This is a genomic window from Pseudomonas sp. Irchel s3a10 (genome assembly GCF_900187525.1).
In the GTDB taxonomy this organism is placed as follows: Bacteria; Pseudomonadota; Gammaproteobacteria; order Pseudomonadales; family Pseudomonadaceae; genus Aquipseudomonas; species Aquipseudomonas koreensis_G.
On record NZ_FYDR01000006.1, the window covers coordinates 298,187 to 322,616 of the forward strand.

Sequence of the window (24,430 nt, forward strand, 5' to 3'; positions counted from 1 at the left end):
TCGCGAAGGCGGCCTACGAGCCGACCTGTCTCTAACTGACTATCCGCAGATCAATTGTGGGAGCTGGCTTGCCAGCGAAGACGGCCGACTAGTCGCCCCGACCCCTCAAAGACAAACATCCCAATCACACAAACCCATAGCCCCGAGCCCTAAGTACCGCACTCAAAGTCAAAACCAGCAATCCCACAACAATCCACGGAAAAACCCCAACCCCCAGACTCCCCAGCAGCAAACCACCCGCCAAACCACCCCCGGCAATCCCGACATTCCACAGGGTCACCAGCATCGACTGGGCCGTATCGGCAGCTTCTCCAGCGGTTTTCGCCGAGGCAGTCTGCAGCAGCGAAGGCATCGCACCGAACGCCAGGCCCCACACGGCGACGGCGATGTAGACCACGGTCGCCGAGTCTCGCCACAGGCCCAAGGCGATGGCGGAGAGCATGAACAGCAGCGTGCTGATCAGTACCAGTTCGCGCAGCCAGTGATCGATCAGGCTGCCGACGATCCACAGGCTCAGCACTGAGGCCAGGCCGAACACCAGCAGCACCCGGTCGATGTCGCTGGCCAGTCCCGACGGTTGCAGGAATGGTGCGATGTAGGTGTACAGCAGGTTGTGGGCGATCACGTAGGTCAAGGTTACGAAGAGCACTGAGCGTACGCCGGGCAGGGTGAAGACCTGACGCAGAGGCAGGCGTTTTCCTGCGCGTTCTCCGGCAAAATCCGGCACTTGCCAGCGTACCCAGATCACCAGCAGCAGCGTCAGCGCAGTCATGATGGCGAAGCTCAGGCGCCAGCCGACCAGTGTGCCGAGCAGTGTTCCCGCCGGGATGCCCAGCGACAGCGCCAGCGGCGCGCCGAGCATGGCTACGGTAATCGCGCGGCCTTGCAGGTGTGGGGCGACCATACGGCTGGCGTAGCCTGCCAGCAACGCCCATAGCAGTCCGGCAAATATCCCGGCGAGCAAGCGTGCGGTCAACGTCAGCCAGTACCACTCCGACACGGCGGTGATGCTGTTGGCGATGGCGAAGCCGCCGATGGCTGACAGCAGCAATGGCCGACGACGCCAGCCGCGGGTGGCGATGGTCAGCGGGATGGCGGCGAGCATCGAGCCAATCGCGTACAGGGTAACCAGTTGCCCGACCAGTGCCTGCGAGACATTCAGCCCCGCGCTCATTTGTGGCAGCAGGCCGGCGGGCATGGCTTCGGTCAGCACTGTGATGAAGCCGGCGGTGGCCAGGGCCAGCAGAGCGCCGAGGGGTAATCGTTCGCGGGTGTCGACTGGCTGGGTGAGGGCCGAGGAGGCCAGTTGTGCGTCGTTCATGAGTCAGCGTCCATGTGCCGAAGTGGGAGAAGGCCTTAGGCTAGGGCGCTGCGCAGTGGAGAAAAATGGGTTACGGTTCCGAACATATCGGACACGGATGTCGTGAATCGGAGGGATGGAATGGACAGTCTGGGCAGTATTTCGGTGTTTGTGCAGGTCGCCGAGACCCGCAGTTTTACCGAAGCGGGGCGGCTGCAGGGCGTGTCGGCTTCAGCGGTGGGCAAGAGTATCGCCCGGCTGGAGGCGCGATTGGGCGTGCGGCTGTTTCACCGCACCACCCGCAGCATCACCCTGACCAGCGAGGGCGCGCTGTTTCTCGCACGCTGTCGCAAAATTCTTGCCGAGGTGGAAGCCGCCGAGTTCGAACTCTGCGATTCCGCATCCCAGCCCCATGGCAAACTGCGCATCAGCCTGCCGCAGGTGCATGGCCTGGTGATGCCGGTGGTGAATGAGTTCATGGCGCTGTACCCGCAGATCGAGCTGGATCTGGACCTGACCGATCGCATGGTCGACGTGGTCGAGGAGGGCTTCGATGCGGTGATTCGTACCGGTCAGCCACGAGATTCACGGCTGATGGCGCGGCCCTTGGGCGAATTTCACATGGTGCTGGTGGCGAGCCCGCTGTATCTGCAGCAGCGCGGCGTACCGCAAATCCCCGGCGATCTGGCGGAGCACGCCTGCTTGCGGCACACCTTTCATGCCACCGGCAAGCTGGAGCCTTGGCCATTGATTGGCGAGGAGGGCGCGCCGGAGCCGAGGTTGCCGACGCGGCTGGTCACCACCTCCATCGAAGCCGTCAAACATGCGGCCCTGGCAGGGATGGGTATCGCCTGCCTGCCGGATTTCATGACCCATGAGGACGTAGCGCAGGGGCGCTTGCAGCGGGTGCTGGATGCGCATCTGCAACACGTCGGTCAGTTCTGGGTGTTGTGGCCGTCCAGCCGCCATGCCACGGCCAAATTGCGCGTCTTCATCGATCACTTGGCGCTGCGACTTTTTCCGGTAAACAAGGGTCAATAGGGTTGTAACGGCTTTAAGACACAATCCATGCGCCGCAGGGCCAAGTTCTGTTGCACAATACGCCCCGGACTGTTTTTCCTCAGGATGTTCAATGTTGATTTCAATTCCCATGCGTGTCGTTGGGTTGGCGCTGTTGTTGACCGCTGTTGCTGGCTGTTCGAAGGACAAGCCGATCTATGAGCATGAGAACTTCGATGATTCCGGCACGTTCTCGCGCAATTATCCGGTGGCCGACACCGCGAGTTGCGAGGCGGCCCGTCGTGCGTTGCTCAGCCAGGGCTACATCATCACCAGCAGTGACCCGAAACTGGTCAGTGGCCACAAGAGTTTCCAGCAGACCGGGGAAACCCACCTGGAAATCAGCTTCAACGTGGTATGTGCCGAAGATGGCAGCGCCAAGCACCATGCCACGGTGTTCGCCAATGCCCTGCAGGATCGCTACGCGCTGAAGAAGACCAACAACTCCGCCAGTCTCGGGGTTGGCGTACTGGGTTCGGTATCGATGCCGATCGGTTCTTCTGACGATTCGATGGTCAAGGTTGCCAGCGAAACCGTGACTTCGCAGAAATTCTACGAGCGGTTCTTCACTCTGGTTGAGTTGTTCCTGCCGGCAGATGCGAAGAAAGCCGCGCATATCGAAGAGAAACCCAAGACCGATCTCGGTGTGCCGGAGCCCAAGCCTGCCGCTGCAGCGCCGGCGACGCCCTCAACACCTGCGCCGGCAGCAGAGACAGCGCCTGCGCCACAGCCAGCCGGGATTGTCGAGCCTGCCCAGAACACGACGCCGGCAGCCCCGGCAGCGACCCCGGCGCCGGCCCAGGTTGCGCCGACGCCAACGGGTTCCGAGCCGGTAGTGCCGCCGGCCGAGTCAGCGCCGATTACCCCGGCACCGAGTGCAGAGCCTGCACCGACCACCGAAACGATCACTCCGCCGGCCAACCCGACCAATATCCCGCCACCGTCCGAGCCGATTCCGGCAATGCAGTAAGCCGCGCCGGGTTCTCCTGTGGGAGCGGGCTTGCTCGCGAATACGGAGTGTCAGTCCATGTACATGGCGACTGACACTGCGCTTTCGCGAGCAAGCCCGCTCCCACATTTGTTTTGTGGTGTACTCAAATCTCGTTACATTCCCCTGACAAAAATCCTGCGATAAATTCCTGACCACCTGCTACGTTTTATTCATGAAGGCTGGATGTCACTTTTCCTTCATACGGGCACGATAGGCTCGAGGCACTGGTCAGTTGGCCGGGCTATTTTCAAGCGGGCAGCAGGGGGATCACACGATGGACGAGTATCAAGAAGAACTGCTCGAATACCAGGCGTATGAACTGGATCAGCCAGAGCCGGCCGAAGACGCCACCGAGCTGTAAGGTGTCAGGCGGTTTTGCGGTGACTGCGGCGAAACTCGCCGGGCGTCTGGCCGCTCCAGCGCTTGAAGGCGCGTTGAAACGCCTCGGCTGAAGCAAAGCCCAGCAGGTAGGCAATTTCGCCGAACGCCAGTTCGGTGTCGCGGATGTAGGTCATCGCCAGATCACGGCGGGTGTCGTTGAGGATCGCGCGAAACTGTGTGCCTTCCTCCGCCAGTTTGCGGCGCAAGGTCCAGGTCGGCAGCTTCAGGCGCGCCGCCACTTCTTCCAGGTCGGGTTCCCGGCCACCATTGAGCAACGGCCCCAACAGCTGAGTAATGCGTTCACGCAGGCTGCGGGTGCGGGTCAATTGCTCCAGTTCCCGTTCACACAATGCGAGCAAATGCTTCCAGGTACTCGGGCAGTGCTCGGGGTTGCGCAGCGCAAGGCTGTTCAGGCTCAGGCGCAATTGATTGCGCTCAGCGCCGAACTGGATCGGGCACTCGCCCAGTGCGCTGTAGGCGTCGCGATAGTCCGGCGCGTCAAATTCGATCTCGATGCGTTCGGCGCGCAGTGGCTCGCGACCGACGCTGGACAGCTGATGCAGCCAGCCGGCGATAATTGAATCCACCACAAAGCGGTTATAGGCGTTGTACGGGCTGATCGAATAGAAGCGCAGCCACGCGCCATGGGCGTCTTCATGAAAACTCGACTGGCCGCGATAGTTGGAGCCGTACAGCGGCTCGAAGCGGATCAGGCAGCGGGCCGCCTCGCGCACGGTCGGCGCTTGTGCGGCGGTGACCCCGGCCAGTCCAGCCTGACTCAAGCGGCTGAGCTGGCCCATGCGCAGGCCCAGCGCCGGATCGCCGGTCAACTGGATCGCGCTGTGCCCCAGACGCATGTAGCGCGGGATCGACAGCCGCGCACCGGCCTCGGCCAGTCGCGCGGCATCCAGACCATATTGTTCAAGCAGTGATTGCGGATCAGCGCCGTGGCTGCGCACCGCATCGGCCAGGCTGTGAACGAAGCCTACCGACAGATCCCCAAGGCGCATCGGCAGCGGCTTCATGTCTTACAACCAGACGTTCAGCAGGCGCGCACCACGGGCCTCGCCGTCGGCGAATTGCTGGCCGTTGCTGCTGAGGAAGCTTTGCCCCGAGCCGGGCTTGTCCCAGAATTGGCCGCGCAGGAACACACTCATGCCGGCAATTGCACGGCTGCTCGGCGGTTGCGCGGTCAGCGTCAGGCGATGCCACGCCTGACCTTCACTGATTTCCCCGGGCTTGAGGCTGACCGACCCCGGCGTACTCGAACCCTTGTAGCCGGCCCACGGCTGATTCCAGGCGTCGTGACCGACGACGAAGGCGGGCACCGCCACCAGTTGCGCGCCATGCTCGTCGAGTTGGCGATAGTTGTCGGGGTACCAACTGTCGCTGCCGATCAGCACACCCAAACGCCCGGCCGGGGTCTCGACCACGTTGATCGCGTGGGCGTCTTCGCTATCGAGCACGTCGCGCTGTTCGAAGATCGGGTGCATCTGCCGCTGGGGCTGGCCCAGCGGCACGCCATCACGACCGAACACCACGCTGCTGTTGAACAGCGCGCCGCTGCCGGGCTTGAGCTGGCCATCGCGAATGCTTGGTTCGGGCAGGACGATGGAGCCGGCCACCAGCGTCACCTGGAACTCCTTGGCAAGACCACCGAACAACGCCTGGTAGTCCTTGGCCATGGCCTTGGACTTCATGCGCAGGTGCGCGTCGTTCAGGCGGTTATCGCCCTTGGCGGTGAGCCAGGCGCGGGCGAACAGCAGCGGGTTGCTCGCCGCCAGCCAGTTCATCGCTTCGGCGAGGGTCGGGGCCTGATACAGCTCGTCTTTTTCGCCGCTGATCATCAGCCAGGTACCGACATGCTCGGGCAGGACTACCACGGTTTTCTCGTTCAGCAACCCCTGATCCTGCGCCTGTTGCAGATAGGCCGCGAGTTTGCGATGCAGGCGTTCCGGGCTTTGGTAGTCGGTGGGAAACAGTTCCGGCTGGATGCCCAGCAAATTGCCACGGTCGGACGGGGTGCCCTGATCGACCGCCAGTTTGATCCGCAGGTCCGACAGGTAATGCCCCGCCGGCCGGTCCGCCGCCCACATGGCGTAGGTGGTCAGGGCGGCAACGATGGCCATGGAGAAAAACAGATACAGAAGTTTGCGCATGAAAACCAACAACAGCCGGGTACAGGGTGTGGCGACTAGGGTAGGGCGCATACCTGCGCTTGCCAAGGGGCGCTGCGCATTTGGATCAATAAGTTGTCAGTTTCGGTCATTGAGTGACAGCAGTGCGACTCTTAGTCTGTCGAACATGACTGACGGGGGACGCAGAGCTCCCGCAATTTCCGTGATTGCTCGTTGTGGAGTTACCGATGACCGCCGCTCACTACCCGCACCTGTTGGCCCCGCTGGACCTGGGATTCACCACGTTGCGCAACCGCACCCTGATGGGCTCGATGCACACTGGCCTAGAAGAGAAACCGGGCGGCTTCGAACGCATGGCCGCGTACTTCGCCGAGCGTGCCCGTGGCGGCGTCGGCCTGATGGTGACTGGCGGTATCGGCCCGAACGACGAGGGCGGCGTGTACTCCGGCGCAGCCAAGCTGACCACCGAGGAAGAAGCGCTCAAACACCGCATCGTCACCCGCGCAGTGCACGAGGCGGGCGGCAAGATCTGCATGCAGATCCTCCACGCCGGGCGTTATGCCTACAGCCCGAAACAGGTCGCGCCGAGTGCGATCCAGGCGCCGATCAACCCGTTCAAGCCCAAAGAGCTGGACGAGGACGGCATCGAGAAACAGATCAGCGATTTCGTCACCTGCTCGGTGCTGGCACAGAGCGCCGAGTACGACGGCGTGGAGATCATGGGCTCGGAAGGTTATTTCATTAACCAGTTCCTCGCCGCGCACACCAACCACCGCACCGACCGCTGGGGCGGCAGCTACGAAAACCGCATGCGCTTGCCGGTGGAAATCGTTCGCCGCGTACGCGAAGCAGTCGGCCCGAACTTCATCATCATTTTCCGTCTGTCGATGCTCGATCTGGTCGAGGGCGGCAGCAGTTGGGAAGAGATTGTGACCCTGGCCAAAGCCATCGAGCAGGCTGGCGCGACCATCATCAACACCGGCATTGGCTGGCACGAAGCGCGGATCCCGACCATCGCCACCAAGGTGCCGCGTGCGGCGTTCAGCAAGGTCACCGCCAAGCTGCGTGGTTCGGTGAGCATCCCGCTGATCACCACCAACCGCATCAACACCCCGGAGATCGCTGAGCAGATTCTCGCCGAAGGCGATGCCGACATGGTCTCGATGGCGCGGCCGTTCCTCGCCGATCCGGACTTCGTCAACAAGGCCGCCGAAGGCCGCGCCGACGAAATCAACACCTGCATCGGTTGCAACCAGGCGTGCCTCGATCACACCTTCGGCGGCAAACTCACCAGTTGCCTGGTGAACCCGCGTGCCTGCCATGAAACCGAGCTCAACTATTTGCCGGTGCAGCAGATCAAGAAGATTGCCGTGGTCGGTGCCGGGCCTGCCGGTCTGTCCGCCGCGACCGTGGCCGCCGAGCGTGGCCATCAGGTGACGTTGTTCGATTCGGCCAGCGAGATTGGCGGGCAGTTCAACATCGCCAAGCGCGTGCCGGGCAAGGAAGAATTCTTCGAAACCCTGCGCTACTTCAAGCGCAAGCTGCAGACCACGAATGTCGAGGTGTGCCTGAATACTCGCGTGGACGTGGCGAAACTGGTCGAGGGCGGTTACGACGAAATCATCCTCGCCACCGGCATCGCACCGCGTGTGCCGGCGATTCCGGGAGTGGACAACGCCAAGGTGCTGAGCTATCTGGACGTGATCCTAGAGCGCAAACCGGTGGGCAAACGCGTTGCCGTGATTGGCGCGGGGGGTATCGGTTTCGATGTCTCCGAGTTCCTCGTGCACCAAGGCGTGGCCACCAGTCTGGATCGCGCCGCGTTCTGGAAGGAGTGGGGCATTGACACCCATCTGGAAGCCCGTGGTGGCGTGGCCGGGATCAAAGCAGCGCCGCACGCGCCGGCTCGCGAAGTGTTCCTGTTGCAGCGCAAGAAAACCAAGGTCGGTGATGGTCTGGGCAAGACCACTGGCTGGATTCACCGCACCGGTCTGAAGAACAAGCAGGTGCAGATGCTCAACAGCGTTGAATACCTGAAAATCGACGATGAAGGCCTGCACATCCGCATCGGCGAAACCGGCGAGCCGCAAGTGCTGGCGGTGGACAACATCGTCATCTGCGCCGGCCAGGATCCACTGCGGGATCTGCAGGAAGGTCTGGTCGCGGCGGGGCAGAACGTGCACCTGATCGGCGGCGCTGATGTGGCGGCCGAGCTGGATGCCAAGCGCGCGATCAATCAGGGTTCGCGTCTCGCCGCTGAACTGTAACCACCATAAATCCCCCTGTGGGAGCGGGCTTGCTCGCGAAGGCGGAGTGTCAGTCAACGCATAGGTCGGCTGACACGACGCTTTCGCGAGCAAGCCCGCTCCCACAGTGGATTGGCGGTGTTCGCAACATTTATGGATGGCGCGGATCCTGTAGGAGTGAGCCTGCTCGCGATGGCGTACTGTGAGCGACTAGAATGCGGGCCTCTGCCCAGAATGATCAGTCGCCCATGCTTGTTCCTCCCGCCAACTGGCTACCCCAAGCCCCACTCGAATTGCTTCAACTCGACTGGCTCACCAACGCCGGAATCGAGGTCGCGATCCTGCGTCTGGACCGGATCGACCCGCTGATCAGCGGCAACAAATGGTTCAAGCTCGTCGAGCATCTCAAGGCCGCCGACCGCGCCGGCGCGCAGGGCATCATCAGCCTGGGTGGCGCGCATTCCAATCATCTGCATGCGCTGGCTGCGGCTGGCAAGCGTCTGGGTTTCGAAACCGTTGGGCTGTTGCGTGGCCATCCACAGCAGACGCCCACGGTTGAGGACTTGCAGGCGTTCGGCATGCAACTGCACTGGCTCGGTTACGGCGGCTATCGGGCGCGGCATGAGCCCGGCTTCTGGGAGCCGTGGCAGGCGCAGTACCCGAATCTGCACACAGTGCCGGAGGGTGGCGGCGGATTGGCCGGTGCGCTGGGCTGCAAAGCGCTCAGGGAGCAAGTCAACACGCAACTGAACCATCTGGGCTGGAGCGATTATCAAGGCTGGTGGCTGGCGTGCGGCACCGGGACAACCCTGGCGGGGCTAGTGCTCGCCGAGGCGGGAGAGCGTGCGGTGTACGGCGCGCTGGCGGTGCCGGAGGATCACGGCGTGGCGGCGCAGGTGGAGGCGATCGTTCGGGAGACGGATATGGCAATGACGAATTACGCATTGTTCGACGCGAGTCGGGGTGGTTTCGCCAAAGTCGATCCGGTGTTGCTCGAATTCATCGACAACACTGAACAGAGCAGCGGCGTCCCGTTGGAGCCGCTGTATACCGGCAAGGCGTTGTTGGCGCTCAAGGAGCAGATCGAGGCCGGCAGATTCGAGCCAGGTACCCGGTTGATCTTTGTTCATACCGGCGGTTTGCAGGGGCGCCGCGGATTCACTTCCTACAGTTGAAGTTCTGTGGCGAGGGAGCTTGCTCCCGCTCGGCGGCGCAGCCGTCGTCGATTCAGCGAATACAGTTTGCCTGACAGTCCACATTTTCAGGATTCAGGTCTGCTACGCAGCCCAGCGGGAGCAAGCTCCCTCGCAAATTCACCGAGTTGGTGTTCAACCGCGCTTGGGCATCATCCGCAGCAACGTGTTATCGCCCACCACATAATGGTGATAAAGCCCCGCCAAGGCATGCAGACCGATCAGCCAGTAACCTGCGGTGGCAATCAGCACGTGCCAGCCTTCAACTTGTTTGGCGAACGCTTTGTCCTCGCTCACCAGCAATGGCAAATCGAAACCGTAGAACATCACCTGATGCCCCTCGGCGCTGGTGATCAGCCAGCCGAGAATCGGCATGCTGATCATGAACAGGTACAACAGCCAGTGCATCACCCGCGCCAGCAGGATTTGCCATTGCGGCGAGGCCGGGAAGATTTTCGGTGCCGGGCCAATGCTGCGTGCTACCAGACGAAACCACACCAGCACGAACACGGTCAGGCCGAGCATGTAATGCACTTCGCGGATCAGCGTGCGACCGCCACTGCCTTTGGGAAAAATCCCGCGCAACTCCATGCTGGCGTACACCAGCACCAACAGGATCAGCATCAGCCAGTGCAGCAGCACGGACACGGTGCTGTAGCGGGATTCGGAACTTGTCCACGGCATACGGTGTTTTCCTCACAGATCAGGGTCGCCACGTGCCGTTCTTGCGCGACGGCATGCTTTAACTGTAAACCGCTTTGGCGGATTTGCCTGAGGCTGATCGGAGTTTCACTGCGCTGAGTCAGGGCTTTAGCCAAAAAAAACGCCAGTGTCGCGAAGACCCTGGCGTTTTCTATTGTTGACCAAAGGCGCAATCAGCTCGATTGCGGCATCTCACCGTTGGCCAGACGCTTGTTGATGTCGGCAATCACTTCCGGCAGGTCGCTGATGGTGTCGATCATGTAGTGCGGACGCGAATCGGCGAACAGCGCGTGGATGCGTTTGCGTTCGCTGGCCAGTTCGTCGCTGCCCAGCGCCCGGTAGCCGGCGTAGTCCAGGCCCAGTGCGTTGCCCGAGCAGATCAGCGCCACGGTCCACATTCCGGCGCGACGACCTTCGAGGATGCCCGGTACGGTGTCGTCGATCTTCACGCAGGCGCCGACGTCGTCGATGCCCAGGGCGATCACGTTGGCCAGGGCCTGAGCCGGCCATGGCCGACCGTTCGGCACTTCGTCGGTGGCGACTACGTGGTCGGCGACGTAGCCGTTGGTAGCGGCCAGCGCCACGACCTTGTCCATCACCTGTTTCGGGTAGCCGGAGCAGGAGCCGATCTTGATCCCTTGCTGGCGCAGGTTGGCGATGGTTTCCAGTGCGCCGGGAATCAGCGCCGAGTGCTCGGCGATCTTCTCGATCTGCAGCGGCATGAAGCGGTTGTAGATCGCGGTCACGTCATCATCGGTCGGGGTGCGGCCGAAGGCTTTGCGGTAACGCTCGGCCACTTGTGGCTGATCGCACAGGGTACGAATGTGATCCCACTTGCCCATGCCCATCGGGCCACGGGCCTCTTCGATGGAGACCTGAACGTCGAATTCGGCGAAGGCTTCAACGAAGATCTGCGTCGGTGCGAACGAGCCGAAATCGACCACGGTGCCGGCCCAGTCGAGGATGGCGGCTTGCAGTTTGTTTGGGTTGGTGTAGTTCATGTTGGTCAGAATCCTGTATTGGAATGCGATTCAAACTGTAGGAGTGAGCCTGCTCGCGATAGCGGTGTGTCAGTCGCCATCGTCGGTGAATGCTGAAACGCAATCGCGAGCAGGCTCACTCCTACAAAGGGATTTTTGGTGTGGGTTAGATCTCTAGCACTTCCATCTCGCGCAGCACTTCACCCACTGCCGCCACGGCCTGGCGCATTTGGTCCGGATTGACGTGGCCGATGCAGCCGACGCGGAAGGTTTCGACCTGGGTCAGTTTGCCGGGGTAGAGGATGTATCCCTTGGCCTTGACCCGTTCGTAGAAGTCCTTGAACTGGTAGCGCGGGTCTTGCGGGGCATGGAAGGTGGCGATGATCGGTGCCTGGATCGCCGCCGGCAGGAAGCTGCGCAGGCCGAGTTTGCCCATCTCTTCCATCAGCGCCTGACAGTTGGCGGCGTACCGCGCATGACGGGCGGGCAGGCCACCTTCTTCGTTGTATTGCAGCAACGCTTCGTGCAGCGCGGCGACCACGTGGGTCGGCGGGGTGAAACGCCACTGACCGGTCTTTTGCATGTAGGTGTGCTGGTCGTACAGGTCCATCGCCAGCGAATGCGAGTTGCCGGCCGCTGCAGCCAGCGATTCCTTGCGAGCGAAGACGAAACCCATCCCCGGCACGCCTTCCAGACACTTGCCCGAAGCGGCGATCAGCGCATCGAACGGGACTTTTTGCGCATCCACCGGCAACGCGCCAAACGAGCTCATGGCGTCGATGATCAGGCGCTTGCCGTGCTGCGCAACAACGTCGGCAATCTCTGGCAGCGGGTTGAGGATGCCGGTGCTGGTTTCGCAGTGGATCAACGCGACGTGGGTGATGTCGCCATCGGCGCACAGCAAACGGTCGACGTCAGCGGCGGTGGTCGGTTCGTCTTCGGCGGTTTCGAAGGTGCTGTACGAGCGGCCGAGCACTTCGCAGATCTTCGCCAGACGCTTGCCATAGGCACCGTTGATCAGCACGAGGATTTTGCCGTCGCGTGGCACCAAGGTACCGATGGCGGCTTCGACCGCGAAAGTGCCGCTGCCCTGTAACGGCACGCAGTGGTGAGTGGCGGCGCCGTTGAGGATCGCCAGCAATTGTTCGCAAAGGCTGGCAGTCAGTTGGTTGAAGCGGTCATCCCATGACCCCCAGTCGATCATCATCGCCTGGCGGGTGCGGGCTGAAGTGGTCAACGGGCCGGGAGTGAGCAGGATGGGTTCGGCGATACTCATTCGTGTGTCCTCGGGAAGCGCTGGGGGATGAAGCTACGGGGCATACGTTGCAATTCGGCGGTCTATCAATCAAATTGTTTGTTGTTATGCCAGCCATCAGTGAGGGTTATTCATGAATCTGTTCCAGCTGCGCGCCTTCGACGCCGTGGCCCGGGAAGGCAGCTTCACCCGCGCCGCCGCGCGTCTGTTCATCAGTCAGCCGGCGGTCACCGGACACATCAAGGCGCTGGAGGAGCATTACCAGATCACCTTGTTGCGCCGTACTGCGCGCCGGGTGGAGTTGACCGAGGAGGGCATTAAACTGGCGGCGATCACCCGCGCCATGTTCGGTCTGGCCGAAGAAGCGCAGACCCTGCTCGAAGCCAACCGCCAGTTGCTGACTGGGCGTCTGGAGGTGGCGGCAGACGGCCCGCACATGGTCATGCCAATGCTCGCCAGCCTGCGTGCGCGCTATCCGGGGATCACGGTGAATTTGCGCCTGGGCAATGCGCAGGAAACCCTTGCCGCGCTGTTATCCGAGCATGCCGACGTGGCGGTGCTGACCGAGGTCGAACCGCGCAAAGGCCTGCATTTGCAAGCGTTGAGCGAATCGCGGATTTGCGCGCTGGTGCCCGCCGCACATGCGTGGGCGCAGCGTGCCGGCGAAGTAGAGCTCAAGGCGCTGGATCAAGTGATCATGGTGTTGCGCGAGCCGAGTTCGATTACCCGCCGTACCTTTGATCAGGCGTGTGCGCAGGCGGCGGTCAATCCGCGAGTGTTGCTGGAACTCGACAGCCGTGAGGCGGTGACCGAAGCGGTGGCAGCGGAGCTGGGGGTGGGGGTGGTGTCGTCGGTGGAGGTCAGCCATGACCCGCGGGTGGTGGCGATTCCGATTGTCGGGGACGGGCTGGTCAATCGGCACATGATCGGCTGCATGGAGCGGCGGCGGGAGTTGCGCCTGATTCAGGCGTTCTTCGGTCTGGCGCCGGCCTGATACACCGTGGTGCTCCAATCGCGAGCAGGCTCACTCCTACAAGTGTTGTGGGGAGCACATAATGTTTGACCGACATAGATCCTCTGTAGGAGTGAGCTTGCTCGCGAAGGGGCCAGACCGGTTTACACAAGGCTCTCGCGCACCATATCGAGAAACGTCGCCACCACCCGCCGTGAACTCTGCTCACGCAAGCACACCAGTGTCTCGGTCAAGCGCCGGGTGCAATCGGTAATCGGCAACGCACACACCCGCGAATCCGCGCCAAACTCGGCCGCCGACACCACCCCCACACCAATCCCCACCACCACTGCCTCACGCGCCGCTTCCCGGCCCTCGACCTGAATCGCCGGACGAATGCGGAACCCGGCGCGGGCCATTTCTTCCTCCAGGGTCTGCCGGGTCACCGAGCCGTGTTCGCGCAGCACCAGCGGTGTGTCGTCCAGGTCGGCCAGGCAGATCGACTCGCGCTCGGCCCACGGATGATGGCGCGAGACGAACGCCACCATCGGGTCGTTACGCAGCGGCACGCACAGCAGACGTTCATCAGTGACATCACGCCCGAGCAGCGCCAGATCGGCCTGATAGTTGAACAGGCGAAACAGCGATTCATCGGTGTTGCCGGTCTCGATCTTCACGCTGATCCCCGGATACCGCTCACAGAACCGCGCGATCTGCGGCAGCACGTGTATCGGCGCGTCCACTGCGAGAATCAGGCTGCCGGTCTGCAACGCCTGGGATTCCTGCAGCAGCTCCTGGGCTTCAGACTCGATCACAAACAGCCTCTGAGTGATTGCCAGCAGGCGCTCGCCGAGATCGGTCAGCCGCACCGAGCGCTTGTTGCGATGAAACAGCAACACGCCGAAGCGTTCCTCGAGTTTGCGCACCTGGTCGGAAATCGCCGGTTGCGTGAGAAAAAGCCGTTCGGCGGCTTTGGTGAAGCTTCCATGAACGGCCACGGCGTGGAAGGCTTTGAGCTGGGCGTGGGACACCGACATGCAGCCTCCAGTAACAAGCTGAGCTTATGTGTGAAATACGATAAATCGATTTTATTTATTAAACAGTAATTGCTTTGATCCGCTCACGCCAGCGCTGACTGTCCGCTCGGACAGCAGCGTTGGCGATGAGCCTGTGCGTGCAACAACAGGACTCATCTGACCGCTATCGCCATCAGGGATGGGGCGCTGGCGCAGTGCTCAACAATAAAAAACACAGGCGTTTACTTAACGATTCTGCCGGCACACTCACACCCTGAGGTCAGAACCACAATGAACAAGCACATCGGCACCATTGCGCGTTGGCGCATGCAGATTTTCGCTATCACCTGGCTCGCATACGCCGCTTTCTATTTCACCCGCAAAGCCTTTTCGGTGGCCAAACTGGGCATCGCCGAAGACCCGACCTTCATGCTCGACAAAATGGCCATGGCCAACCTCGATGCGATCTATCTGGCAGCCTACGCCATCGGCCAATTCACCTGGGGCATGCTCGCTGACCGCTTTGGCCCGAGGGTCGTGGTGCTTGGCGGGTTGTTGATTTCCGCTGGTGCGGCATTGGTGATGGGCAGTTTTGCCACCTTGCCGATCTTCGCCACCTGCATGCTGATTCAAGGGCTGGCGCAGTCCACCGGCTGGTCGGGGTTGTGCAAAAACCTCGGCAGTTTTTTCCCTTCCGCACAACGTGGGCGAGTGCTGGGGTTGTGGAGTTCCTGCTATGCGTTTGGCGGTCTGGTGGCGTCGCCGTTCGCCGGTTGGTGGGCGTACACGCTGATGGGCACCTGGCACGCGGCGTTTATTTCCAGTGCGGCGGTGGTCGCGGTGGTGGCGGTGTTGTTCTTCATTTTTCAGCGCAACAAACCCGAAGATGTCGGCCTGCCAGCGGTAGAGCCGGAGCCGGAACTGAGCGCTGAAGAGATCGAAGCCAACAGCAAACTCAGCGTCTGGGAGCCGTTGAAGGAAATCCTGCGCAACCGCACGGTGCTGGTGCTGGGGCTGGCGTACTTCATGTTGAAACCGGCGCGTTACGCGATTTTGCTGTGGGGTCCGGTGATTGTCTTTGAGCAGATGCCCAGCGTCGGCAAGGTGGGGGCAGCGATCATTCCGACCTCGTTCGAACTGGCCGGGTTGCTCGGGCCGATCCTGATCGGTCTGGCCTCGGACAAACTGTTCGGTGCCCGGCGCATGCCGGCCTGTGTGTTGAGTCTGCTGGCGCTGACCGTGACCCTGGCGCTGTTCATGGGCGCCTTGCAAACCGGCAGTGTGTTGCTGGTGGTGGCGCTGCTGTTTGTCATGGGCCTGACCCTGTACGGCCCGGATTCGATGATCAGCGGCGCGGCCGCCATCGACTTCGGCAAAGCCAAGGCCGGTGCCACGGCGGCCGGTTTCGTCAACGGTTGCGGCTCGGTCGGCGCGGTGCTCGGCGGATTGCTGCCGGGTTACTTCGATTCGGTGACGGTGTTCATCGTCTTCGCCGGCTGCGCGTTGTTCTCGGCGCTGGTGCTGATTCCGCACTGGAACAGCCGCCCGGTCGGAGTGATGGAACCGCGCGCGTCCATTCCCAATTGCCCGCTGACGATCAAACCCCTGCGTAACTGAAAACCCTTGCCTCGTGGCCTGCTGCGGCGCTCGCGGCGGGCTGTGCCGTGGCCATCTGACACTGGAGAATCCCATGCGACCGTTTTGGCTCGAACAGGCCTTGCAGGCCGACCCATCCCCGACGTGCCCGCCGCTGCAAGGCGAAGTGCGCAGCGACGTGTGCATCGTCGGCGGCGGCTACACCGGGTTGTGGACGGCGATCATGCTCAAGCAGCAGAACCCGGAACTCGATGTGCTGCTGATCGAAGCCGACATCTGCGGCGCCGGCGCCAGTGGGCGCAACGGTGGTTGCGCATTGTCGTGGTCGGCCAAGTATTTCACCCTTGAACGGCTGTTCGGCGTCGAGGAGGCGGTGCGCCTGGTCAAGGAGTCCGAGCGCAGCATCCACGCCATCGGCGCGTTCTGCGAACAGTTCGGCGTCGATGCCGATTACCGCCTCGACGGCACGCTGTACACCGCCACCAACAAGGCGCAGGTCGGTTCGACCGACGCCGTGATCGCAGCACTGGAGCGCAATGGCATCAACTCGTTCACCCAGCGTCCCGTGGCCGACGTGCAGCGCATGGCCGGTTCCAGCAAGCATCTGGAGGGCTGGTTTTCGCCGGCGGCGGCCAGTGTGCAGCCGGGCAAACTGGTGCGCGGGCTGCGTCGGGTGGCGTTGCAGCTAGGCGTGAAGATCCACGAAAACACTGCGATGACCGGCCTGGAGGAGGGCCGTCCGGCGCGCATTCACACCGCTGGCGGCAGTGTGATTGCCGACCGCGTGGTGCTGGCGATGAACGCGTGGATGGCCCGGGCGTTTCCGCAGTTCGAGCGCAGCGTGGCGATCGTTTCCAGCGACATGCTGATCACCGAGCCGCGCCCGGATCTGTTGCAGGAAATCGGTTTGACCAGCGGTGTCACGGTGCTCGATTCGCGGATTTTCGTGCACTACTACCACAACACGCCGGACGGCCGGATCATGCTTGGCAAGGGGGGCAACACGTTTGCGTTTGGTGGGCGGATGTTGCCGGTGTTTGATCAGCCATCGCCCTATGCGGATTTGCTCAAGCGTAGCCTTGGGGAGTTTTTTCCGGCGTTTGCCGAGGTCAAGGTGGATGCGACCTGGAATGGGCCCTCGGATCGTTCGGTGACCGGGTTGCCGTTTTTTGGGCAGATGAGTGCCAGTGGCAATGTGTTTTATGGTTTTGGTTATTCCGGCAGTGGTGTCGGGCCGTGTCACATGGGCGGGCAGATTCTCGCCTCGTTGGTGCAGGGGCTCGATAACCCCTGGACCCGTTCGCCGTTGGTGAACGGGCCGCTGGGGTATTTTCCGCCGGAGCCGATTCGGTATCTGGGGTCGTTGATGGTGCGTAATGCGATTCGACGCAAGGAGCGGGCTGAGGATCATGGGCGGCGACCGCGGCATCTGGATGTGCGGTTGGCGAAGTTTGCGGCGGCGGCTGGGAAGGCTGACAAGGGGTGATTGGGGGCTTTGATTTATGGGGTACATATCCGTTGCTGCGGTAACGGCTGCTTAGGGTTCCGCCCTTACGGCGGGTCACTTTTGACAAACGCCTCAAAAGTAACCAAAAAGGCTTGGCCCCGGCGTACGGCCCTCGCTTAGGCTCGGGTTCCTTCGTTACGGGGTTCATCCGGGGGCATCGCCTCCGGTTTGCTTCGCTGCACCTCCTCTCGATGTGTTTGGCTGCGCCAAACGTCGCTGCGCTCCCACCCCCGGATAAACCCCTCCACTCAGCCTGCCGATGGGGCCGGCACGGCAAGATCAAGAGCTTTCGGCGAGCTGACACTCGGCCATTTGAGTGGTGAAAAGCATGCGCCCGGCTTTAGTTCTCCTGTGGAAACTGGCCTGCCAGCGATGGCGGCCTACGAGCCGACCCACCTCCCACTGCCCACACCCAATCCACTGTGGAAGCTGGCCTGCCAGCGAAGGCGGCCTACGAGCCGACCAATCTCTAACTGCCCACACCCAATCCACTGTGGGAGCTGGCTTGCCAGCGAAGGCGGCCTACGAGCCGACCAATCTCTAACTGCCCACACCCAATCCACTGTGGGAGCTGGCTTGCCAGCGAAGGCGGCCTACGAGCCGACCAACCTCCCACTGCCCGCACCCAATCCACTGTGGGAGCTCGCTTGCCAGCGAAGGCGGCCTTACAGCCAACCAACCTCCCACTGCCCGCACCCAATCCACTGTGGGAGCTGGCTTGCCAGCGAAGGCGGCCTACGAGCCGACCAATCTCTAACTGCCCACACCCAATCCCACTGTAGGAGTGAGCCTGCTCGCGATGGCGGCCTACGAGCCGACCAATCTCCAACAGCCCACACCCAATCCACTGTGGGAACTGGCTTGCCAGCGACGGCGGCCTGACAGTCGACCAATCTCCAACTGCCTGCACCCAATCCCACTGTAGGAGTGAGCCCGCTCGCGATAGCGACCTCACAACCGACCAATCTCCAACAGGCCACACCCAATCCACTGTGGGAGCGAGCTTGCTCGCGAAGGCGGCCTGATAGCCAACCAACCTCCAACAGCCCCCACCCAATCCAACTATAGGAGTGAGCCTGCTGGCGATAGCCACCTCCCAGCCAACCATTGTCCGGCCGCTGTACTCAGTTCCTATATTCGCGGCGCTTACGGATCGGCACCATGCAGCAGCCAATCGAGCAACAGGCTGCTGTCGCGCGGTGGTGGTGTTTCGCTCGGTGGCGCAGGGCGTGGGTTGGCGAGGCAGAGAATCGGGCGATCCGGGTCGCTGTCGAGGAAGCTGACCCACACCTCACTGCCGGCGCGGGGCAACTGGTGGGTGGCGAGCCGGCCGGCGCCGGTCAGCGCGATTGGCAGCCACAGGCATGCAGGCTCGGCTGTTTGCGCCGGCCAGAGGCTGACGCCGATGCGCCCGCGATCATCCAGTTGTGCGGGCTGGCCGGGCGATCCCAGCACTTGTGCCAGGTGGTAGCCGCCGATGTTCGGGCGCGGCTGTGCCAGTGGCGGGCGAAAATCGTTTGACCAGGGCAGGGCAGTGAAGTCGTTTCGATAGCGATGCACATCCGTTGTCGGATCGAGGATCGAGGGATGCTGGCCTTGATGGTGCAGCTCGGTGATCAGCCATTGTTCATTGAAGGCATTGATCGGATGTTCGCTGATCTGCAACAGATGCCCGCTGCGCAACGCGCTGCAATCGCAGGTGCCGCGGATCGAGCGCGACTGACAGCGCTGGCGCTGCAGATGGCGACGGCTGCGTTGTTCGGCGTGACGCTGTTCCCCCGACAGGTTCTGCGGCGTGAGCGGGGGCACGGGATGATTGGCTGCGTCGGCGGCGATGGCCTCTTGTCCACGGTTGCGAATGCCGTGCGCGGCCATCAAGGGTGGCGCGTCATGGCGCTGAAACAGCGTGCTGACACGCGGTGATGGTGTGTCGTCGGTGATGCCAAACGGCACCGGCAATGGTTCCTGCGGCAGACTGAGGTTGTCATCGGCAAATATCAGCACATGCCCGTTCGGGTGATGTTCGAAGTGATAATGGATGCCTTCCTCCTCACACAGCCGTTGCACAAAGGCCAGGTCGCTTTCCTCGTACTGGATACAAAAGGACCGCGGCGGGTATTGGCCGACGCTCATTTCGATCCGGTAACTGTCCGCCGGCAATTCATATTCGCCGAGCAATTGCGCGAGGATCGCCGGCACGCTCGTTTGCACGAAGACCCGGCGCCGGGGCGGCTGGTCCAGACTCAGCAGCAGCGGCACGAGGATCAGCCGGTAGCCGATGCGGTGGCTGGCGCGATGCTCGCAACTGACGCTGTGGATCAGACCGTGAATCCCGTGATCGGCGCCCAGGCGCAGGAACGCCGGTTGATGCAGCAGACTGCCAGGGGACAATGCCGGCGCCAGACCGATCACTTCGATCTCGAAGCGAAACGGCTGATTGAGTGCTTCCTTGCCACTGAAACGCAAGACCGGCAGGCACAGCGGGCCGTCGGTCAGGGTCAGGGTGAACGGGCTTTCCTTGTCATTGAGCATTCGTACGGGCTCTGTGGGCAATACGGACGGCAGAGGGTACGAAAACGCGAGCACGAATGGTCATGGCTGGTGGGCTTTTCAGAATCGCCCTACAAGTCGTGGTGAAGATGTCGATTCAACATTGATTTTTTTGGTCGATTGCCGACTTTAGGCCGTATAAACTTGGCGCCACGCGTCGGCCAATAGATGTCTCGGCGCCACAGATCAAGAGAGTGAGTAATGGGCGCACAGTGGAAGGTTAAACACAAAGAAGCGGCAGCCAACGCCAAGGGCAAGATCTTCGGCAAACTGGTGAAAGAAATCACCATCGCTGCCCGCAACGGTGCCGATACCGCCACCAACGCACACCTGCGTCTGGTGGTCGAACAGGCCAAGAAAGCCTCGATGCCCAAGGAAACCCTGGACCGCGCCATCAAGAAAGGCGCCGGCCTGCTGGGCGAAACCGTGCAGTACCACCGTGTGACGTACGAAGGTTTCGCGCCGCACCAGGTTCCGTTGATCGTCGAGTGCGTCACCGACAACATCAACCGCACCGTCGCGGAAATCCGCGTGGCCTTCCGCAAGGGCCAACTGGGCGCTTCCGGTTCGGTGGCCTGGGACTTCAACCACGTCGGCATGATCGAAGCCTCGCCGGACACCCCGGACGCCGATCCGGAAATGGCCGCGATCGAGGCCGGTGCCCAGGACTTCGAGCCGGGCGAAGAGGGCGCGACCCTGTTCCTGACCGATCCGACCGACCTCGACGCTGTGCAGAAAGCCCTGCCTGAGCAAGGTTTTACCGTGCTGTCGGCCAAACTCGGTTACCAGCCGAAGAACCCGGTCAGCGGCCTGAGCGCCGAGCAGATGGCTGAAGTCGAGGCGTTCCTCGAAGGCCTCGACAACCATGACGATGTGCAGGACATGTTTGTCGGTCTGGCGGGCTGATCTGTTGCAAAGATAACTGTGGCGAGGGAGCTTGCTCCCGCTCGGCTGCGCAGCAGTCGTTGTTTTTGGGACGGCTTTGCCGTCCAGCGGGAGCAAGCTCCCTCGCCACAGGATTTGTGTCAGTTACAACTTTTCCAGCACCTCACTCACTTCGCTGAACCCCGGCCGCGCCAGCACATCTGGCTGACAGCAACGCTGTTGCAGCGCTTCCAGCACCTCACGCTGTTCATCGCTCAACCCCGAGTCGATGCGCGCCAGCAATTCCCCGAGCAGAACCCCGAACGCCCGCACTTCGATGCGTTGCAGCGCCCGGGTTTCCAGGGTATCGGTGGTGGCATGGAACGACGCCGCGCCGAAATCCCCGAGCAAGCAATCACCCTGATCGTTCAACAGAATGTTATGGCCGTAGAGGTCGCCGTGGGTGATGCCCTGTTGATGCAGGTGTTCGGCCGCCGAAGCGATGCCTCGGGCAATGTTCAGTGCCACTTCGGCACTGAAGCGGCAATCCTCGGCATACACATCCCGCGAGCAGCTCGCCAGGCTCGGTAATGCCGCCAGATTGCGAAAGCTTGGGTCGATCAGTTGCATCACCAACCCCTGTTGGCCATCGGGATGCCCGTGAATACGGCCTTCGACGCGGATCAGGTTCGGGTGCAGTCCGGCGGTGATGCAGGCGTTCATCTCGTGCAGCGGCGAACCGTCGCTGGTCATTTCACCTTTATAGAGCTTCACCGCGACCGGCACCTGCGAGCCGTCGTCGCGCTGCCACTGCGCCCGTGAAATCACCCCCGAGGCGCCTTCGCCCAGGCGCTGTTCCAGACGCAGCGCCGACCAGTCGATCAGCGGCGTGGCTTCCAGCGCGGCGGCATCGGCCTCGGTTTCCAGCGGATTACCGGCGTACGCCAGCCAGGTCAGGCTCGGCAGGGTCAGCAGCCACTGCGGCAGTTCACGCATCTGGTTGGCAGCGATGCGGATCAGCTCCAGGCGATGGCATTGGCTCATGGAGGCGGGCAGCGCTTGCAGGCGATTGCCGGCCAGCAGCAGTTTTTGCAGATACGGGCGCTCGCCCAATTCGTTCGGCAAGGTTTCAATGCAGTTGTCGGTCAGGATCAACCAGCGCAACAGCGGCGGCAGTGCGGCGCCCGGCACCTGGCTGATGCGGTTGGCCTTGAAGCCGATCATCGTCAGCGCTGTACATTGGCCGACGCATTCCGGCACTTCGGTGAAGCGGTTGTCCGAGCAGAACAGAATGCGCATCCTGGTCAGGCGATGCAGGTCGTCCGGCAGGCTGCTCAAGGCGTTGCCGCTGAGGTTGAGCACCTCCAGCGTATCGGCCAGCTCGAAAATCTCCCGGGGAAACTCGGTCAGTCCGCAGGACAGATCCAGCCGGGTAATGCCCGACAACTCGCCGGCGCGCAATTGAGCAAGTGTGTGCATGGGGATGTTCACTATCAAAAGAAAGAAGCGTCGGGCGCTCGAAACGGGCGACATGATAACGGCAAAGCCTGAATTTGCACTGACCCGACTCCCGATAACACCGGAAACCCTGTGGGAGCGAGCTTGCTCGCGAAGGCGTCCTGTCAGTCAGTGATTCGTCACTGACACTCCGCCTTCGCGAGCAAGCCCGCTCCCACAGGGGATCCGAGTTGTCAGTGGATTTCCTGCAACTGCCCCAGGCGACTGCGGGTGCGGGCCAGGTCGATGGCATTGCCGCCAAGCGCCTCGCGCAGTGGCAAGCGGCTGAGCAGGGTCAGGTGTTTGTCCTGGTCGTAGAGCACGTCGATCAGGTTGATGAAGCGCTGTTGTGCAGCGATCGAACACTCACCGAGTTCCGGCAGATCGTCGATGATCCACTGGTCGAAACGCCGACACAGCTCCAGGTAATCCATTACCGCCGTCGGTTGCTCGCACACATCGTTGAAGGTGAAAGCGACCCGGCTGCCATCACACAGGCGCGCCTGAACGTGTCGGCTGCCCACCGGCAACGCAATGGCCGGGGCACCTTCGGGCGGCAGGTTCAGCGTCTGGCGCTGGGTTACGGTGGCTGGCCACACATAGTGACCCTGCGTGAAAACCTGATGCGCATGGTTGCTCGCCTGGCTGCGGTAATCGTGCGGGCCGCCGACCTCCATCACTTGCATTCGGGCGTTGATCAATTCGATCACCGGTTTGAAGCGCGCGTGATAGAGCGGATTGGGCAGCAAGCCTTCCGGCGGATAGTTGGAGGTCACCAGCAGCAGAATTCCGCGCTGAAACAAGGCCTTGAACAGCCGAGTGATGAGCATCGCATCGCCGATGTCATGCACATGAAATTCGTCGAAACACAGTACCCGGCAATCATCTAACAGCTCGTCGAGGGTGACGCCGAGAGCGTCGTCCTGTTCGCGATGGTGGAACATGCCCTGATGCAGCCGGGCGAAGAATTCATGGAAATGCACGCGCTGTTTCTGCGCGGTCGGCAGTGCCTGGAAGAAACCGTCGAGCAGCCAGCTCTTGCCGCGTCCGACCGCGCCATGCAGGTACAGGCTCGGCGGCGTTTGCGGCTTGGCGCCGAACAACAGGCTGGCCTGCTGCGCCATGCAGTCGATCACCCGCTGCTGGCTGTGGCTGAGGGTGTAGCCCTGACCGTGAGCCTTGTGCCGGAAATATTCGCGGATCGACTGGGCATTCGCGTCATGCCCGGCATTCGCGGGCCGGCCCTTGGCGAACCAGCGGCGCAGCGCCGACCAGCGTAGGGTCAGTGGCGATCGTTTGGGCGATCGAGAGGGCACAGTGCAGTCACTCCGTAGTCATCACGCCGACGCCCGGGAGCGCGGCGCCGTAGTGTAACCAGAGGCGGCGCCCGGCTTCCATCACGGCTTGTCGACTGTGGGCGATCACTGAACAAATTTGTGCGGGACGTACAGCTATTTTCAGCGATGTAATTCGCCGTGTTGCCAAACTTTCGAAACATATCCCGGCAGATCCATGGATCCAATCGACTGGCGGATTCGTCGACCGTTGCTAACCTGAAACACAGCAACGTCATCCAGGATGTTCCCTCGCAAGGAATGGGAAAGTGATTGCACGTGTGGTGGTGGGCCTGCTCGGGGTGCTTGGGGCCTCGGTGTATGCGGCGGATCTTCAGGTCGAAGTACGCGTTGACGTGCAGCGTGGTTGCCAGTTGATCGGCCAGCAGCGCGAAGCGGGTATCGAACAATTGGGCGTGCTGGATTTCGGCAGTACTGCGCGTCTCGATGACCCGGCCGGGCCACTCGGAGCGGCGCTGACCAACCAACGGTTGCCACGCCTGGAGTGCAACCCTGACACGCCGTATCAGCTGCGGGTCGACGGTGGCCTGCATGGTGGCGTTGGCGAGGTTCGCTACATGGCGGGGGCGGCGGGGAGCAGGCCGATTCCTTATCGGCTGTATCAGGACGCGGCGCGCAGGGTGCCGCTGGTGGTGGACGTACCGGTGAGCGGTCGGGTGCCGGACACCGGCACGGTGGAGCTGCCGCTGTACGCGCGGATCGAGCGTCTGGCCCAAGTGCCGCAGGTCAGCCGCTATTCGGATCTGGTAAAGGTCACCGTGACCTGGTGAGTGCGGGATTTCAGGCAATCCGCTGGAGGCGGGTTGCGCAGGGAAGGCGCGTTCAATGCTGAACGCGAGGTACGCAGG

General features: G+C 62.1%; 20 protein-coding genes. 10 read left to right on the forward strand and 10 right to left on the reverse strand.

Features of this window, described 5'->3' with window-relative positions:
• Positions 1-124: 124 nt before the first annotated feature.
• The gene (locus CKW11_RS19370) at positions 125-1,321 is read right to left on the reverse strand and encodes an MFS transporter (RefSeq protein ID WP_095138799.1); all 1,197 of its coding nucleotides are present in this window, start codon (positions 1,319-1,321) and stop codon (positions 125-127) included.
• A gap of 120 nt (positions 1,322-1,441) precedes the next feature.
• Between CKW11_RS19370 and CKW11_RS19375 the strand changes: the two genes are divergently transcribed.
• From CKW11_RS19375 to CKW11_RS28880, 3 genes are all read left to right on the forward strand, one after another.
• Positions 1,442-2,341 (forward strand): LysR family transcriptional regulator, encoded by a 900-nt coding sequence (locus tag CKW11_RS19375; protein WP_095138800.1) that lies wholly within the window; start codon positions 1,442-1,444, stop codon positions 2,339-2,341.
• A 91-nt stretch (positions 2,342-2,432) separates the two neighbouring features.
• The gene (locus tag CKW11_RS19380; RefSeq protein WP_095138801.1) at positions 2,433-3,329 is read left to right on the forward strand and encodes a DUF2242 domain-containing protein; all 897 of its coding nucleotides are present in this window, start codon (positions 2,433-2,435) and stop codon (positions 3,327-3,329) included.
• 253 nt (positions 3,330-3,582) lie between these two features.
• Positions 3,583-3,711, forward strand: a complete 129-nt coding sequence (locus CKW11_RS28880; protein ID WP_256582100.1) for a hypothetical protein — start codon at positions 3,583-3,585, stop codon at positions 3,709-3,711.
• 4 nt (positions 3,712-3,715) lie between these two features.
• Here the strand turns inward: CKW11_RS28880 and CKW11_RS19385 are convergent, their stop codons facing one another.
• Positions 3,716-4,756 carry an AraC family transcriptional regulator gene (locus CKW11_RS19385; protein ID WP_095138802.1) on the reverse strand — a complete coding sequence of 347 codons (1,041 nt, stop codon included), beginning with the start codon at positions 4,754-4,756 and terminating at the stop codon, positions 3,716-3,718.
• A gap of 3 nt (positions 4,757-4,759) precedes the next feature.
• Positions 4,760-5,890 carry a nitrilase-related carbon-nitrogen hydrolase gene (locus CKW11_RS19390; RefSeq protein WP_095138803.1) on the reverse strand — a complete coding sequence of 377 codons (1,131 nt, stop codon included), beginning with the start codon at positions 5,888-5,890 and terminating at the stop codon, positions 4,760-4,762.
• A 206-nt stretch (positions 5,891-6,096) separates the two neighbouring features.
• On the opposite strand from CKW11_RS19390, the gene CKW11_RS19395 reads away from it, so the two are divergent.
• Both CKW11_RS19395 and CKW11_RS19400 read left to right on the forward strand, forming a co-directional pair.
• Positions 6,097-8,136: an FAD-dependent oxidoreductase gene (locus tag CKW11_RS19395; protein ID WP_095138804.1), complete on the forward strand. Its 2,040-nt coding sequence runs from the start codon at positions 6,097-6,099 to the stop codon at positions 8,134-8,136.
• Positions 8,137-8,363: 227 nt separating this feature from the next.
• Positions 8,364-9,290 (forward strand): 1-aminocyclopropane-1-carboxylate deaminase/D-cysteine desulfhydrase, encoded by a 927-nt coding sequence (locus CKW11_RS19400; RefSeq protein WP_095138805.1) that lies wholly within the window; start codon positions 8,364-8,366, stop codon positions 9,288-9,290.
• A gap of 153 nt (positions 9,291-9,443) precedes the next feature.
• Here the strand turns inward: CKW11_RS19400 and CKW11_RS19405 are convergent, their stop codons facing one another.
• The 3 genes from CKW11_RS19405 to CKW11_RS19415 all read right to left on the reverse strand — a co-directional run bounded on the left by CKW11_RS19405 (position 9,444) and on the right by CKW11_RS19415 (position 12,266).
• Positions 9,444-9,992: a cytochrome b gene (locus tag CKW11_RS19405; RefSeq protein ID WP_095138807.1), complete on the reverse strand. Its 549-nt coding sequence runs from the start codon at positions 9,990-9,992 to the stop codon at positions 9,444-9,446.
• Positions 9,993-10,183: 191 nt separating this feature from the next.
• Positions 10,184-11,011, reverse strand: a complete 828-nt coding sequence (phnX, locus tag CKW11_RS19410; RefSeq protein WP_095138809.1) for a phosphonoacetaldehyde hydrolase — start codon at positions 11,009-11,011, stop codon at positions 10,184-10,186.
• Between the two features lie 145 nt (positions 11,012-11,156).
• The gene (locus CKW11_RS19415; protein ID WP_095138811.1) at positions 11,157-12,266 is read right to left on the reverse strand and encodes a 2-aminoethylphosphonate--pyruvate transaminase; all 1,110 of its coding nucleotides are present in this window, start codon (positions 12,264-12,266) and stop codon (positions 11,157-11,159) included.
• 112 nt (positions 12,267-12,378) lie between these two features.
• Here CKW11_RS19415 and CKW11_RS19420 point away from each other — a divergent pair, with 112 nt between their 5' ends.
• Positions 12,379-13,239, forward strand: a complete 861-nt coding sequence (locus CKW11_RS19420; protein WP_095138813.1) for a LysR substrate-binding domain-containing protein — start codon at positions 12,379-12,381, stop codon at positions 13,237-13,239.
• A gap of 122 nt (positions 13,240-13,361) precedes the next feature.
• Here the strand turns inward: CKW11_RS19420 and CKW11_RS19425 are convergent, their stop codons facing one another.
• On the reverse strand, positions 13,362-14,234 hold the full coding sequence (locus CKW11_RS19425) for a LysR family transcriptional regulator (protein ID WP_095138814.1): 873 nt from the start codon (positions 14,232-14,234) through the stop codon (positions 13,362-13,364).
• 270 nt (positions 14,235-14,504) lie between these two features.
• Between CKW11_RS19425 and CKW11_RS19430 the strand changes: the two genes are divergently transcribed.
• Both CKW11_RS19430 and CKW11_RS19435 read left to right on the forward strand, forming a co-directional pair.
• Positions 14,505-15,830, forward strand: a complete 1,326-nt coding sequence (locus CKW11_RS19430) for an MFS transporter (RefSeq protein WP_095138816.1) — start codon at positions 14,505-14,507, stop codon at positions 15,828-15,830.
• Positions 15,831-15,903: 73 nt separating this feature from the next.
• Complete coding sequence (locus tag CKW11_RS19435) at positions 15,904-17,295, forward strand: FAD-dependent oxidoreductase (protein ID WP_095138818.1); 1,392 nt, start codon at positions 15,904-15,906, stop codon at positions 17,293-17,295.
• A 1,167-nt stretch (positions 17,296-18,462) separates the two neighbouring features.
• Here CKW11_RS19435 and CKW11_RS19440 read toward each other — a convergent pair.
• Positions 18,463-19,848 carry a type VI secretion system Vgr family protein gene (locus CKW11_RS19440; protein WP_095138820.1) on the reverse strand — a complete coding sequence of 462 codons (1,386 nt, stop codon included), beginning with the start codon at positions 19,846-19,848 and terminating at the stop codon, positions 18,463-18,465.
• A 219-nt stretch (positions 19,849-20,067) separates the two neighbouring features.
• Here CKW11_RS19440 and CKW11_RS19445 point away from each other — a divergent pair, with 219 nt between their 5' ends.
• Positions 20,068-20,772 carry a YebC/PmpR family DNA-binding transcriptional regulator gene (locus CKW11_RS19445; RefSeq protein ID WP_027614601.1) on the forward strand — a complete coding sequence of 235 codons (705 nt, stop codon included), beginning with the start codon at positions 20,068-20,070 and terminating at the stop codon, positions 20,770-20,772.
• Between the two features lie 123 nt (positions 20,773-20,895).
• Here CKW11_RS19445 and CKW11_RS19450 read toward each other — a convergent pair whose 3' ends face one another.
• Entirely contained in the window at positions 20,896-22,209 is a 1,314-nt protein-coding gene (locus CKW11_RS19450; RefSeq protein WP_095138822.1) for a leucine-rich repeat-containing protein kinase family protein, read from the reverse strand.
• A 212-nt stretch (positions 22,210-22,421) separates the two neighbouring features.
• Positions 22,422-23,543: a cell division protein ZapE gene (gene zapE / locus CKW11_RS19455; protein WP_095138823.1), complete on the reverse strand. Its 1,122-nt coding sequence runs from the start codon at positions 23,541-23,543 to the stop codon at positions 22,422-22,424.
• Positions 23,544-23,830: 287 nt separating this feature from the next.
• On the opposite strand from zapE, the gene CKW11_RS19460 reads away from it, so the two are divergent.
• Positions 23,831-24,352, forward strand: a complete 522-nt coding sequence (locus tag CKW11_RS19460; RefSeq protein ID WP_095138825.1) for a spore coat U domain-containing protein — start codon at positions 23,831-23,833, stop codon at positions 24,350-24,352.
• The last annotated feature ends 78 nt before the right edge of the window (positions 24,353-24,430 follow it).